Raw genomic sequence first — 14,092 nt, forward strand, 5'->3', positions numbered from 1 at the left:
TAGATCACCCCACCGCCCAGGCTCAGGCGGATGACGCCCACCACGATCACCAGGCCGTTGAGCAACAGGCCGGTCTTGGCCCGGCCACGGTTGCCGGCCGAGGTGAACAACAAGGCGATGGCCGCGATCAGCGCACCAAAGGCCGCGAACGGGATCAGAAACCAGTTGCCCCAGCCCAGCAGCGGAATGAAGGCCAGGACCATCCACAGCAACGCCACAATGCCCCACAGCAGGCTGATCAATCCCACACATCACCTCGCACGTGTCTCGGAAGGCGCCCAGCTTAGCGGCGCCGGTGCCGGCGCGCCGTAGGCGGGTGGTCACCGTGACCAATGGCGGCTTGGCGGCGGGCTCACATGGGCCGGCCTAGGGTGTGCGCAAAGTCCGGCGCGATTCAGTCCAGGCGCCGGATGATCACTGCCATTACCCACGGGGGGCCAGGTATGAATATGCAGTCACGCATCAGGCAGGTGGCCATCGGTGCCGCCGCAGCGGCCTTGCTGGCTGGCTGTGCGAGTAGTTCCAAGGTGATGCTGGGCCAGCCACGCGCGCCGATCGACCCGGCGCAGGTGCAGGTTTACTCCAACGCGCCAGTGGGCTCGGTCGAGATCGCCCAACTCGAATCCACCAGCGCCGCCGGCTTCGGCACCCAAGGCCAGACCGATGCCGCAGTGCTACGCCTCAAGCGCGAAGCCGCCAAGCTCGGCGCCAACGGCGTGGTGATCGTCGGCGTGGGCTCGGAACGCTCCGGCGGTGGGTTGTCGGTGGGCGGTGGCAGCTACGGCGGCCGCGTCGGCGGCGGCCTGGGCATCGGCATTCCCACCACCCAGAAGCGCGCGGCGGGCATGGCGATCTGGGTGCCGGCCGGGGCCGAGCAACGTGACGCACCGCAGTCAGCGCCGCCTGTGCGCTGACATTCGGCAGCTGTCGAAGCGCATCAGCCGCCTGCAGTAATGCGCGGAAACGATGGACGGTGCAGCGATGCGGTGCTCGCGCGTGGTTCGTAGCATTGATGGCAGCTCGCTACGTTTGTAGCAGCCGCTCTTAGTTTTTACGTGATACGCCAGACCAGGGCGCAGCGCCACACTCAGTTGGACGAAGGCCTGCGGTGCAGACGCGATGCCTGCAGGCTGCAGGCATCGCGTCCCTCCTGACGACTGACTACACGCTGATCAGCGCTTGGACTGCTGCACTGGAATGAACTGCTTCTCCACCGCCTGGGCCAGCTGGTCCGGCGGCAGCAGGCCCTGGTCGAGCAGGAAGTTATTGAAGGCCAGGCGGTCGAACTTCTTGCCCAGGGCCAGTTCGGTGCGCATGCGCAGTTCCAGGATGCGGGTGTAGCCGTAGAAGTAGCTGCCGGCCTGGCCGGGGGCGCGCACGGTGTAGCGGTCCAGTTCCTGGCGGGTCATGGCGGCCGACAGGCCGACGTCGTCTTCGAGCACCTGGCGGGCGCGTTCGCGATCGATCAGGCCCAGGTTGAGCATCGGGTCGAGCATGGCGCGGGCGGCGCGCAGCAGGCGGAACTGCAGGGCGATCAGCTGCCCATCGAGCGGTTCGTACGGCACCATCTCGGCTTCGGCGTACAGCGCCCAGCCTTCGACGTTGACCGAGTTGAAGGCGAACATGCTGCGCGCCAGCGATACGCCGCGCTCCACCATCGCGGTGAACTGCAGTTCGTGCCCCGGGCGGCCTTCATGGGCGCTAAGCGTCCAGGCGGCCGAGCCGAAGTTGAAGTCGTCGTACTGCTCTTTCTTGCCACCCTCCGCGCCGGGGTTGCCCAGCGGCAGCACGAACTGGCCCTGCTGGCCGGTGTTGCCGATCAGCGGTGCGGGCAGGAAGTGCGGTGCGGGCTGCGCAGCGCTTTCGGCAGCACTGCCCAGGCGCATCTGCATCGGCCGCTTGGGCACATCGACGATGCGCTGCTGGCGGATGATCGGGTCGATCTGGTCGATCACGCCGCGGTAGTGGGTTTCCAGCTGGTCATCGGCAATGGTGTTGCGCTTGAGCGCGCGGATCACCTGCACGTAGTCCTCGCCCTGCACGCCTTTGGCCTTAGCCACCAGCGGCGCCAGCTGGCGCATCGCCGAGCGGGTTTCCATGAACTCCAGCTGCGCGCGCTGGATCAGCTGCTGCGGCGCGATGTCGATACCCACCTGCTTGAGCTGATAGGCATACAGCGGCTCGGGCAGGCGGGTGTCCTTGCGCGCCTTTGGCAACACAGTGCTGTGGGTCCAGCTGGCATAGTCCTTGAGCTGGGTGGACATGGCCTTGAGCGCCTCGTCGGCGCCGGCGATCTTGTACTTGGCAAACAACTCGCCGATGCCGGCCACATAGGTGTCCACGTTCGCCAAGGCCTGCTCGACCTCGCGCTCGGTCGGCTGCAGCAAGGTCTTGTTGCCCAGCTGCTCCTCGTAGCGCTGGCGCGCCAGGGTGGTGGTCGGGGTGGTGCCCGGGACCAGACCCACGTAGCGCTTGAGACGGTCCAGCGCCTTGGCGCGGCGATCCGGCGCGGTCTGGTCGGACAACAACCCGTTGAGACCACTGAAGACCAGCTGCGGCGCATCGTTCCATGGCAGCAGGTAGCGCTCGTTGAGCTCGCTGCCTTCGATGTTGTCGGTGGCCGCACCGATCATGATCTGCAGGTCCTGGCGCACGTTGGGATCGCGCTCGCTGGCCAGCTTGGCCTGCAGCGCGGTGCGCGCGGCGGCCATCGCCTCGCGGTAGCGCTTTGCGTTGTTCGGACCCAGATCGACCACCTGATCGTCGTAGCCGGGCACGCCGAAGAAACTGGCGTATTCCGGCTGGAACGGTGCCTGGGCGCTCAGCAGGAGTTGCGCGCAGCCGTTGCTGGTCTTGACCCATGCCGGAGTGGCGGGTTGGGCTGCAGGTGTTTGCGGCCTGTCTTTTGCCGCAGCATATGTCGGCACTGCCAGCACGAGGGAAATCGCAAGTAGAAGTGGCTTCATTGGATGATTCATTTTAAGGATGAGCCGACCCTACCCTGGGCAACAAGCCCCTACAAGAGCTCTGTGCCGCCAGCACTGTAAGGCTCGCTGCCCCCGCCTCCAATGCCGCCCAAGCCTGCAACATCGGACGGGGAACGTTCTTCCTTTTGTGCTCAGTAACCCCGAGAGCTGGCATGAGAACCTCTCATGCCAGGACGCAGCTGCACACAAGCGAGCTTTGCCTTACCATATGTCGCCCGTACACTTCAAGCCTCAGCACTTTTAAGGAATTGTCATGAAACGCTGGATAGGGATGTTTGCACTTCTGCTGTTCACTCAGGTAGCTAGCGCAGCGGGACAAAGTGTCTACCAAGAGCTCGTGTGCCGTAAGAACGATCCTTTCGTGTTTTGCACGCAGGGATGCAAGGACGAAGATAAAAATTGGACGCCGATCGACCCAATTTCAGGCACGTGGGTCGCTGTTCCTGGCTATTGCCCGTGGCCAACAAGCACGGGGCCCTGCTGTGTCGGTAATGTCTGTTTTCAGGTGTGGACGCAGACTGCAGTGACTGCCGTCGGCCAGTACATGAGCATCTGCCCGCAGGCAAAAAAACAAGGCCAGTGGAAAGGCAAAGAAAAACCGGAGAATGTTCCTTTCGACCATTGAGTACCACCATCTAAGTGGTGCCGCGCTTGCCTACCCTGGCGCAGCAATTGCTTGTTGTGAATCAGCAATGCTGCGCCAGGTGAAGGATCGATCGTCACTAAAGCCTGCGAACCTGTGCGCTTGTGGCGCTGTCTGTTTCGAAAGCTGACATGCGCAAGCGCATGCATGCAGGCCCACCGCAGTTGCTAGATCTGACTTCGCTGCGCAAATATCTGGCGTCCAACCTCTCGTTCGCACTGTAGCGCGCACTCGCTCTGCCAAGCCTAGCGTGCTGAGCTGCTCAGGGCTGCAGGCAACGCGCCAGGAACGCTTCTGCCGTCTTGTAGCGATGCAATGCGGTCTTGCCCGACAACCCATGCTTGGCGCCGGGATAGGTCATCAGTTCGAATGGCGTGCCGCGTTGTTGCAACCCGCTCATCAGCGCGGTGGAGTTGGTGAACAGCACATTGTCGTCGGCCATGCCGTGGATCAGCAGCAGCTTGGCGCGCAGGCCATCCAGGTGGGTGGCGATGCGTGCCTCGCGATAACCGGCCGCATTGCCGGCAGGCAGGTCCATGTAGCGCTCGGTGTAATGGGTGTCGTACAGGCCCCAATCGGTGACCGGTGCGCCCGCCACCCCGCAGGCATACGCCTCGCTGTGCTTGGCCAGCAGCATCAAGGTCATGTAACCGCCGTTGGACCAGCCCTGCACGCCGATGCGTGCCGCATCCACCCAGCGTTGCGTCTTAAGCCACGCCACGCCCTGCAACTGGTCGTCTACTTCCACCGTGCCCTGCTTGCCGTACAGCGCGCCACCGAACGCGCGGCCACGCCGCGGGGTGCCGCGGTTGTCCAGCGAAAACACCACGTAGCCACGCTGCGCCAGGTATTGATCGAACAGTGCATCGCTACGACCGGGCCAGTCATCGACCACGGTCTGCGCGGCCGGGCCGCCGTAGACATACACCACAACCGGATAGCGTTTTGACGGGTCGAAACCGGCCGGCTTGATCAGCCGGTAGTGCAGCGGCGTGCTGCCATCGGCGGCAGTGAGCGTGCCGAATTCCACCGGGCGCTGCGCCTGGCGGTATTTGGCATAGGGATGCTGCGGGTCGGCCACATCGTTCTGCAACAAGGTGGCGATCTTTTCGCCATTGGCGCGAAACAGTTCGATCTGCGGCGGGGTGGTGGTGTTGGACCACGTATCGACATACACGCTGGCGTTGTTGGCGAAGCTGGCCGCATGCGTGCCGTTGGATGCCGAGCGTTTTTCGATGGCGCCGCCGCCCAGTGGCACCGCGTAGATGTGGGTTTGCGTCGGCGAGTCCTTGCTGCCGGCGAAGTACACCAGGCCAGCCTGCTCATCGACCGCCAGCAGTGCATCCACCACCCAGGCGCCGGAGGTCAGCGGTGTGAGCGTGGTGCCGTCCTCGGAGGCAACGTACAGGTGCTCATAGCCGCTGCGTTCGGAGTTGCAGAGAAAGCGGCCGTCCTTGAGAAAGCGCAGATCGTTGGTGAGCGGCACCCAGGTCGGCGAGGTCTCGGTGATCAGCACACGCTGCTGACCGCTGGCCAGCGTGGCTTCGATCAGCTGCAGGGTTTTCTGGTCGCGTGACTGGCGCTGAAAGGTCAGCCGCTGCGCATCGCGCCAGTCCACCCGCGCCAGGTAGATGTCCGCTTGCTTGCCGAGGTCGATCCACTGTGGTTTCGCTGACGCGCGCGGGGCGATCACGCCGAGCTGCACGGTGACATTCGGTTGGCCGGCCTGCGGATAGCGCTGGTCGATCACCTCGGTGTGGTCGGCGTAGACCTCCGGGCGCTTCTGGATGGGCACGGCGGATTCGTCGATGCGCGCGAAGGCGATCGCCGAATCGTCCGGTGCCCACCAGTACCCGGTGTGGCGATCCATTTCTTCGTCGGCGACGAATTCGGCCACGCCATTGCCGATGGTGTCGCTGCCATCGCGGGTCAGTTGCAGTTGTTTGCCGCTGGCAAGATCGATCACCCACAGATTGCGCGCCCGCACGAAACTGACAAAGCCACCCCTGGGCGAGAGCTTGGCATCGGTGGCGAAACCTTCGCCATGCGTGAGTTGGCGCACCGCGGCGCTGCCGGTCTTGCGCAGGTCATACAGATACAGCTCGCCGCCCAGCGGGAACAGCAGCGCGTGCGCATCCGGCGCCCATTGGTAATCGACAATGCCGGCGAAGGCCGCGATGCGTTGGCGCTCGCGGCGGGCTTTTTCGGCATCGCTCAGGGTCTCGGTGCCAGGCAGCAGCACCTTGGAATCCACCAGCAGCCGGGTCTGGCCACTGGCGATGTCGTATTCCCACAGGTCCAGCTGGTTGCGGTCGCTGTCCTTACCGCGCAGGAAGGTCACCCGCGAACCATCGGGCGCGACCTTGGGCTTCATCAGCGTCGGGCCAGACAACGGCAACGGGCCGGTGATGGCCTCTAGGGTGAGTTTTTCGGCGTGGGCGGTGGCGACAGTGCTGAGCATGAGGGTAAGGGCGGCGAACAGGGCGCGCATTGAAGATCCTGTCTGGAGACAGCACACAGGATGCGGGCGCGTGGAGTGTTTGAGAAGCGCAGTGGTGGCGCGTGTGTGCGATGAGGGGCGGTGTCTGCGGCGGTGCGCGTGTGCTGCAGCGTGATGCTGGGGTGTTGTGGTTGCGCTGTTTTCCGGCGAGCAGGGGTGCCTGTGGGCTGGTGGTTGCAGTTGGCGCGCTGCGGATGCGGGGTGCGCATTTCAGACGGCGCACGTTGCGGGGGCGGTGGGTCTGGCGCCACTTGCGTACCCTCACCCCAACCCCTCTCCCGGGGGGAGAGGGGCTAGAGCTGCCGGATTGTGTCGTGCGCGGTTGGTGTATGCGCGTGCCGCTGCCAACCCCTGATGCTGCTTGCTGTTGCTGCTTGTCTTTGTTGCGTGCTGATGCGGTTTTGCGGTGGTTCTTGCTGCGCAGTTGCAACAGTCGCCGCTCTCACCGCACGGCCTGTTGCGCGACCGCTGCTACCGCTTTGCCTCAGCGCTTGCCGAACAGGTGCTTGCGCTCTTCCTCGCTCAGCGGCTTGCCGGCATCCGGGTTGACCTTGTCCTTCAACGCGTACGCGCGCTGGGTGGCCGGGCGGGCGGCGATGGCGTCGTGCCAGCGCTTCACATGAGGGAACGCGGCGTAGTCCGGCTTGAGGTCGCCATACACTTCGATCCACGGGTAGCTGGCCATGTCGGCGATGCCGTATTCCGGGCCGGCCAGGAACGCGTGCTCGGCCAGGCGCTTGTCGAGCACGCCATGCAGCCGGCGCACCTCGGCGTTGTAGCGTTCGATCGCGTAGGGAATCTTTTCCGGCGCATAGACAGTGAAGTGGCCCATCTGGCCGCTCATCGGGCCCAGCCCGCCCATCTGCCAGAACAGCCATTCCAGCGCAGCGATGCGGCCGCGTGCGTCGCGCGGCAGAAAGCGCCCGGTCTTCTCGGCCAGGTACAGCAGGATCGCGCCGGACTCGAATACGCTCAGCGCCGCGCCGCCCCCGGCCGGTGCGTGGTCGACGATGGCCGGCATCTTGTTGTTGGGCGAGATCTGCAGGAAGGCGGGCTCGAACTGCTCGCCCTTGCCGATATTGACCGGCTTGAGCGTGTACTCCAGCCCGGCCTCTTCCAGAAACAAGGTGACCTTGTGGCCATTGGGGGTGGGCCAGTAGTACAGGTCGATCATCAGATGCTCCAGTTCGGAAGGAATCCGCACGCAGCGGCGCGCCGGCAACGTCCGATGGTACGGCCAAGCGTAGCCAGGCAACGGTGCCCAATGCCGCGCCGGCTGGAACGATGTGTGACGCGATTGGCTCGCGGCCGATGCTGCAGTGCAAGTTGACTTGTTAAGAGCCGCGCTAACAAATGCACGACTGCTTAATTAACCTTGCCTGTCCAGGTCGGACCGGCGTTTTGTTCATTTGGGGAAGAAACACCGTGAGAGAGCCACGCACCTTGCCGCGTACGCGACGCCTGACGTCTGCCTTGCTGTTTGCACTGTCCGCACCGCTGGCCGCGCAAACCGCGCCGGCGCCGCAGTCGGCCTCGACCGTCCCCGGCTCCAGCCAGGCCGACCCCGCCACGCTCGATACCGTGCAGGTCAGCGGCATCCGCGGCAGCCTCACCTCGTCGATGAACGTCAAGCGCGATGCGCAGGGCATCGTCGACGGCATCGTGGCCGAGGACATCGGCAAGTTCCCCGACACCAACCTGGCCGAGTCGCTGCAGCGCATCAGCGGTGTGTCGATCGATCGCTCGCTGGGCGAAGGCTCGCGTGTCACCGTGCGTGGCGTCGGCCCGGACTTCAACCTGGTGCTGTTGAACGGCCGGCAGATGCCCGGCGCCAGCATCGAAGAATCCAATGCCTCCAACTCGCGCGCGTTCGACTTCGCCAACCTGGCGTCCGAGTCGATCTCCGGCATCGAAGTGTTCAAGACCAGCCGCGCCAGCACGCCCACCGGCGGCATCGGCGCCACCATCAACATCAAGACCGCCCGGCCGCTGGACAACCCGGGCATGCATGCCAATGTGGGGCTGAAGGGCGTGCACGATGCGTCCAACGAGAATCTGCCCGGCCGCCTGCAGGGCGATGCGCTGACGCCGGAAATTTCCGGCATCTTCAGCACTACCTCGGCCGATGGACGCTTCGGCGTGTCGCTGAGCGGCAGCTACCAGGAACGCGACTTCGGCTACAGCCAGGTCGGCGTGCCCAACGGCTGGCGTTCGTTCCGCGGCGATTCCACCGCCTACGGCACCATCCCGCAGCCGGGTGCGCCGGGCTCGGAGAACATCACCAACCGTCCCGGCCCGAACGACATCTACTCGGTGCCGCAGAACCTCAACTACCGCGTGGTTGGCGTCGAACGCCAACGTACCAACGGTCAGCTGGTGCTGCAGTACAAGCCACTGGACAACATCACCACCACGCTGGATTACACGTACTCGGAAAACAAGATCCAGCAGCAGCGTAATGAAATGTCGGTGTGGTTCAACTATGGGCCTTCGGCCAGCGCCTGGACCAATGGTCCGGTCGCCGGCCCGGTGACCTATTCGGAAATCGTCAATCCGGCCACCAGCGATCTGGCCACCGCCGGCTCCAACGCGGCCACGCGCAACCAGAACAAGTCGCTGGGCTTCAACGTGGATTGGGCGGTGAACGATCAGTTCAAGCTCAACTTCGATATCCACCGCTCCACGGCCGAAGCCGGTGCGGACAGCCCGTACGGCTCGAGTAATTCGCTGGGTGTGTCCGGCTTTTACCGCGGCACCTCGGTGGTGGATTTCAGCAAGGATTTCCCGGTGTTGCAGCAGCAGTTGGGCTTTGGCCTGAACGGGCTGGACCCCTCGCGCACGCTGGTCACCGGCTCGGCGTTCCGCAACAGCTACATGAAGTCGGAGATCGACCAGGCGCAGGTCAACGGCGACTTCACCTTCGAAAATTATTCGCAGTTGAAGTTCGGTATCGGCAGCACCGAGGTCAAGAACCGCTCGGCGTTCTCCAACGTGCAGCGCGATACCTGGGGCGGCAACGGCACCGCGGCCGACTACCCGGACGATCTGTGGATTCCCAGTTCGTTTGCGCAGTATTTCGATGCGATCGACGGCAGCGGCAACCCGTCGCAGTTCAACCAGCTATTCCTGTTCGACTTCGAACGCGCACGTCAGGCCGCCGCGCAAGTGGCCGGCGACGATGCGCTGTACCGCATCTCGCCGGTGTTCACCACCGACCGCCGCGTGACCGAAAAATCCAAGAACGCCTACCTGCAGTGGAACAACAGCTGGGACGATCTGCGCGTGCCGATCAGCCTGGCCGCCGGTGTGCGTTACGAAGAAACCAAGGTGGACGCGCAGGCACTGGTGCCGGTGGCAGTGGGCATCGACTGGGTCGCCAACAACGAGTTGCCGATCCGTGTGGCCAACTCGGCGTTTGCCAGCGGCAGCGGCAAGTACGAGTACTGGCTGCCCAGCCTGGACCTGAGCTTCAAACTCACCGACGACCTGGTGCTGCGCGCCAGCTACGGCGAAACCATCGGCCGACCCGGCTGGGGCGATATCCAGGGCGGGCAGACGCTCAGCGAGATCGCGCGCGTAGAAGGCGGCACCGGCCAGGAAGGCAATCCCGGCCTGAAGCCGCTGCTCTCGCACAACATCGATTTCTCGCTGGAGTGGTACTACAGCGATGCCAGCTACGCCTCGGTGGGCTTCTTCCGCAAGAACATCGACAACTACATCGGCGTGACCACGCGCAACGACACCTCGCTGGGATTGAACACCCCGGTGGGTGGCGCGTACTGGAACGAAGCGCTGGGCAACGGCTGCGCCTCGGCCGACCTGACCTGTATCCGCAACTACATCTTCCGCAACCGCGGCGGCGCACCCGGCGTGGTCCGCGGGGCCGACGATGCCAACGGCAACGCCACTGGCGTGATCAGCGGCCAGCCCGGCGACCCGGTGGCAAACTTCGCCATCACCGCGCCGGCCAACCAGCGCTCGGCGTCGCTGGACGGTTGGGAATTCAACCTGCAGCACATGTTCGGCGACAGCGGGTTCGGCGTCTCGGCCAACTACACCATGGTCGACTCGGGCCTGACATACGACAACTATGTGATCGGCGAGCAGTTCGCGCTGGAAGGGCTGAGCGATTCGGCCAACGTGGTCGGCTTCTACGACAGGGACAAGTGGCAGGTGCGTGCGGCCTACAACTGGCGCGACGAGTTCCTGGCCGCGCGCTTCGATGGCAGCGGCCAGCCCAACCCGGTCTATACCGAAGCCTATGGTCAGCTGGATCTGAGCATCGGCTACCAGTGGACCGAGAACCTGTCGCTGAGCCTGGAGGCGATCAACCTCACCGACGAGGTGCAGCGCCAGCACGGCAGGCAGTCGAACCAGATCGTCTATGCCACCCAGACCGGCCCGCGCTACATGCTGGGCGTGCGTTACAAGTTCTGGTGATGCGGTTCTGATGCGATTGCTGTGTTGATCCAATGCGTCTCCCGGCAGCCTGGCTGTCGGGAGACGTACATGGCCGTTGCGGCCGGCCCTGCGGCGTTGCGCCATGGGGCTTGCCGTCGCACGGCGATTCGTTGAAGCATGGGCCACGCGCCCCGCGTGCTGTGCCATTCCCCATGACCGATCCCGTGCTGTTGAACAATCTCGATCACCGCGACCTGCGCGTGATCACCACACACGGCGCCGCCTATGGCGACAACGTGATGTCGGCCGCCACTTTTCCGCTGGAATTTCGCCAACTTCAGGCGCAATACCCAATCGTGTTCCATCGCGATGCCGATGGGCAGTTCCAGCCGCTGGCCCTGCTGGGCCTGCGCATGGGCGAAAACCTGTTCCTGGACGGCGCGCGCTGGGATGCGCCATATGTGCCGCTGGCGATCCAGCGCCAACCGTTTTTGATCGGCCAGCAGCCCGACGGGCCGATGGTGCATGTGGATCTGGACAGCCCGCGCATCAGCACCGCCGAAGGCGAGCCGCTGTTCCGCGAGCACGGTGGCACCACCGAGTTTCTGGAGCGCATCAGCCAGGTGCTGCGTACGCTGCATGACGGGCTGCATGCCACGCGGGACTTCATGGGCCGCGTGCTGGCGCACGACCTGCTGGAACCGTTCGTGTTCGAGGCCACGCTGGACAACGGCGTGGAATGCCGGCTCGCCGGCCTGTATGCGGTGCACGAAGAGCGCCTGCGCGTGCTGGGTGACGAAGCACTGCTCAGCCTGCACAAGCATGGCGATCTGGAACCGCTGTACATGGCGGTGGCCTCGATCGCGCAGTTCCGCCACCTGCTGGACCGCATGAACCGCCGCCATGCCGGCTGAGCCGCGCCCCATCGCCGAACTGCACGGGCTGGATCCACTGCAACTGGATCCGGCACTGCTGCGCTCGACCACGCCGCTGGTGTTGCGCGGGCTGGTGCGCGACTGGCCGCTGGCCCGCGCCGGTGCGCAGTCTGCGCAGGCCGCCGCCCAGTACCTGCGCAGGTTCGACCGCGGCGAGGCGGTGGTGGCGCAGGTCGGGCCACCGGAGATCGCAGGGCGGTTCTTCTACAACGCCGACATGAGCGGCTTCAACTTCCGGCCCGAGCGGGTGCCGCTGGCGGTGGTGCTGGAGACCCTGCTGCGCGATCTGGAGGTAGCGCAGCCGCCGGCGATCTACGTGGGCTCCACCACGCTGGACACCTACCTGCCCGGCCTGCGCGCGGACAACCCCATCGCGCTGCCGCAGGCCGAGCCGCTGGCCAGCATCTGGATCGGCAATCGCACCCGCATTGCCGCCCACCAGGACCTGCCCGACAACCTCGCCTGCGTGGTGGCCGGGCGCCGCCGCTTCACGCTGTTTCCGCCGGAGCAGCTGGCCAATCTCTACATCGGCCCGCTGGATCTGACCCCCGCCGGCCAGCCGGTCAGCCTGGTGGATATCACCGCGCCGGACCTGGAGCGCTTCCCGCGCTATGCGCAGGCGCTGGAACACGCATTGGTGGCCGACCTGGAACCGGGCGATGCGGTGTTCATGCCCAGCATGTGGTGGCACCACATCCAGGCACTGGACGGCTTCAACGTGCTGGTCAATTTCTGGTGGCGGCAAAGTCCGGCCTACATGGATTCGCCAATGAACGCGCTGATGCTGGCGCTGCTCACCATCCGCGACCTGCCGGCCGAACAACGCGCCACCTGGCAGGAAGTGTTCCGCCATTATGTGTTCGACGCCGATGCCGACACCGCCGCACATCTGCCCGAGGCCGCGCGCGGCGTGCTCGCCCCGATGGACGACGCCCGCGCCCGCGCCTTGCGCGCGCGCCTGCTGCAACGCCTGAATCGCTGAGGATCTCCCATGCACGCCCCTGTCCCCTCCGAGTCGCAACGCCTGGTCCGCCGCGTGGTCATCGCCGGTGGCGGTACTGCCGGCTGGATGGCCGCCGCCGCGCTGTCCAAGCTGCTCGGCCGGCAGTTGCAAATCACCCTGGTGGAATCGGACGAGATCGGCACGGTGGGCGTGGGCGAAGCCACCATCCCCAGCCTGGTGACCTTCCACCGGCTGCTGGAGATCGACGAAGCGCAGTTCATGGCCGCCACCCAGGCCACCTTCAAGGTGGGCATCGCCTTCGAACATTGGCGCGATGTGGACCGCCACTACATCCATTCCTTTAGTCACACCGGCACCGACCACTGGAGCGCGGGCTTCCAGCACTTCTGGCTGAAGGCACGCGCACGCGGCGTGGCGCGCGACTTCGGCGATTACTGCCTGGAGCTGCGGGCCGCGCAGGAAGGCCGCTTTGCGCATCTGCCCAACGGCGGCATGAACTACGCCTATCACCTGGACGCCGGGCTGTACGCGCGCTTCCTGCGCCGCTTCAGCGAAGGCTTCGGCGTGCAGCGCATCGAAGGCCGCATCGGCAGCGTGCAGACCGACGCGCACAGCGGCGACATCGCCGCCCTGGTGCTGGACGACGGCACCCGCATCGAGGGCGACCTGTTCCTGGATTGCACCGGCTTCCGCGCGCTGCTGATCGGCCAGACGCTGGGCGTGGGCAGCGAGGACTGGTCGCGCTGGTTGTTCGCCGACAGCGCGCTGGCCGTGCAGACCGAATCGGTGGGCGCGCCAGTGACCTTCACCCGCGCGCGCGCCGATCGCGCCGGCTGGATGTGGCGCATTCCACTGCAGCACCGGGTGGGCAACGGCATCGTGTATTCCAGCCGCTACATGGACCAGGACAGCGCCGCCCAGGTGCTGGAACACAACCTGCAGGGCCGCGCCCTCACCACCCCGCGGGCATTGCGCTTCACCCCCAACCAGCGCCACCGCGTGTGGGAAAAGAACTGCGTGGCGCTGGGCCTGGCCAGCGGCTTTCTGGAGCCAATCGAGTCCACCAACATCCATCTGATCCAGCGCGGCATCGTCCGCCTGCTGCAGACCTTCCCGCAGGTCATCGACCCGGTGGACATCGCCGAATACAACCGGCAGGCGGCCGAGGAGATCGCGCATATCCGCGATTTCGTGATCCTGCATTACCACGCCACCGACCGCCGCGACACGCCGTTCTGGCGCGATTGCGCCGGTATGGACATCCCCGACAGCCTGCGCCATCGCATGGAGCTGTTCCGCCAGAGCGGGCGCGTGTTCCATCAGGGCAATGAGTTGTTCGCAGAGAATTCCTGGATCCAGGTGATGCTGGGCCAGGGCATCGTGCCGCGGCACCATCACCCGGTGGCCGACCTGATGGGCGATGCCGAGCTGAGCCAGTTGCTGGAGGGCATCCGCCAGCGCGTGGAAGCCACGCTGGCCCGCCTGCCGCCGCATGCCGAGTTCCTGCGCCGCTATTGCCCGGCCCCGGCACTGCCCGCGCCCTTGCCACAGCCGGCACCGGGCACGCCGCTGGCCGCACCGGCCGCCTGAATTTCGCGGGCATCTCGGCAACCCTTGGCTTAGACCGCCCCAGCAATGCTAGATTGCGGCATTGCCGACCCT

General features: G+C 65.3%; 10 protein-coding genes. 6 read left to right on the top strand and 4 right to left on the bottom strand.

Features of this window, described 5'->3' with window-relative positions:
• Nucleotides 1-242, bottom strand: a 242-nt coding sequence (locus ACD584_RS10910) for a hypothetical protein (RefSeq protein WP_170873897.1), incomplete at its 3' end; no start/stop codon positions are given.
• A 201-nt stretch (nucleotides 243-443) separates the two neighbouring features.
• Here ACD584_RS10910 and ACD584_RS10915 point away from each other — a divergent pair.
• A complete protein-coding gene (locus tag ACD584_RS10915; protein WP_054088446.1) occupies nucleotides 444-914 on the top strand; it encodes a hypothetical protein in 471 nt (156 codons plus the stop codon).
• 258 nt (nucleotides 915-1,172) lie between these two features.
• Here ACD584_RS10915 and ACD584_RS10920 read toward each other — a convergent pair whose 3' ends face one another.
• A complete protein-coding gene (locus ACD584_RS10920; protein WP_175611472.1) occupies nucleotides 1,173-2,966 on the bottom strand; it encodes a DUF885 domain-containing protein in 1,794 nt (597 codons plus the stop codon).
• Between the two features lie 274 nt (nucleotides 2,967-3,240).
• Between ACD584_RS10920 and ACD584_RS10925 the strand changes: the two genes are divergently transcribed.
• Nucleotides 3,241-3,612, top strand: coding sequence for a hypothetical protein (locus tag ACD584_RS10925; protein WP_076035796.1), 372 nt, complete (start codon nucleotides 3,241-3,243; stop codon nucleotides 3,610-3,612).
• 280 nt (nucleotides 3,613-3,892) lie between these two features.
• Here ACD584_RS10925 and ACD584_RS10930 read toward each other — a convergent pair whose 3' ends face one another.
• Nucleotides 3,893-6,121, bottom strand: a complete 2,229-nt coding sequence (locus tag ACD584_RS10930; RefSeq protein WP_076035795.1) for a S9 family peptidase — start codon at nucleotides 6,119-6,121, stop codon at nucleotides 3,893-3,895.
• Nucleotides 6,122-6,614: 493 nt separating this feature from the next.
• A complete protein-coding gene (locus ACD584_RS10935) occupies nucleotides 6,615-7,304 on the bottom strand; it encodes a glutathione binding-like protein (protein WP_070694624.1) in 690 nt (229 codons plus the stop codon).
• Nucleotides 7,305-7,555: 251 nt separating this feature from the next.
• Here ACD584_RS10935 and ACD584_RS10940 point away from each other — a divergent pair, with 251 nt between their 5' ends.
• From ACD584_RS10940 to ACD584_RS10955, 4 genes are all read left to right on the top strand, one after another.
• On the top strand, nucleotides 7,556-10,570 hold the full coding sequence (locus tag ACD584_RS10940; RefSeq protein ID WP_076035794.1) for a TonB-dependent receptor: 3,015 nt from the start codon (nucleotides 7,556-7,558) through the stop codon (nucleotides 10,568-10,570).
• 173 nt (nucleotides 10,571-10,743) lie between these two features.
• Complete coding sequence (locus ACD584_RS10945) at nucleotides 10,744-11,445, top strand: SapC family protein (RefSeq protein ID WP_175611471.1); 702 nt, start codon at nucleotides 10,744-10,746, stop codon at nucleotides 11,443-11,445.
• On the top strand, nucleotides 11,435-12,448 hold the full coding sequence (locus tag ACD584_RS10950; RefSeq protein WP_076035793.1) for a cupin-like domain-containing protein: 1,014 nt from the start codon (nucleotides 11,435-11,437) through the stop codon (nucleotides 12,446-12,448). The genes ACD584_RS10945 and ACD584_RS10950 overlap by 11 nt, the downstream gene beginning before the upstream one ends.
• 9 nt (nucleotides 12,449-12,457) lie before the next feature.
• The gene (locus ACD584_RS10955) at nucleotides 12,458-14,020 is read left to right on the top strand and encodes a tryptophan halogenase family protein (RefSeq protein WP_372357288.1); all 1,563 of its coding nucleotides are present in this window, start codon (nucleotides 12,458-12,460) and stop codon (nucleotides 14,018-14,020) included.
• Nucleotides 14,021-14,092: the final 72 nt, after the last annotated feature.

This window comes from Xanthomonas sp. NCPPB 2922, from assembly GCF_041520885.1.
GTDB classification, from domain to species: domain Bacteria; phylum Pseudomonadota; class Gammaproteobacteria; order Xanthomonadales; family Xanthomonadaceae; genus Xanthomonas; species Xanthomonas campestris.

Excerpts from the sequence above, each read along its gene's own strand:
- ACD584_RS10925 (WP_076035796.1), top strand. The coding sequence starts at position 3,241 with ATGAAACGCTGGATAGGGATGTTTGCACTTCTGCTGTTCACTCAGGTA.
- ACD584_RS10935 (WP_070694624.1), bottom strand. The coding sequence starts at position 7,304 with ATGATCGACCTGTACTACTGGCCCACCCCCAATGGCCACAAGGTCACC.
- ACD584_RS10920 (WP_175611472.1), bottom strand. The coding sequence starts at position 2,966 with ATGAAGCCACTTCTACTTGCGATTTCCCTCGTGCTGGCAGTGCCGACA.
- ACD584_RS10930 (WP_076035795.1), bottom strand. The coding sequence starts at position 6,121 with ATGCGCGCCCTGTTCGCCGCCCTTACCCTCATGCTCAGCACTGTCGCC.
- ACD584_RS10915 (WP_054088446.1), top strand. The coding sequence starts at position 444 with ATGAATATGCAGTCACGCATCAGGCAGGTGGCCATCGGTGCCGCCGCA.
- ACD584_RS10955 (WP_372357288.1), top strand. The coding sequence starts at position 12,458 with ATGCACGCCCCTGTCCCCTCCGAGTCGCAACGCCTGGTCCGCCGCGTG.
- ACD584_RS10950 (WP_076035793.1), top strand. The coding sequence starts at position 11,435 with ATGCCGGCTGAGCCGCGCCCCATCGCCGAACTGCACGGGCTGGATCCA.
- ACD584_RS10945 (WP_175611471.1), top strand. The coding sequence starts at position 10,744 with ATGACCGATCCCGTGCTGTTGAACAATCTCGATCACCGCGACCTGCGC.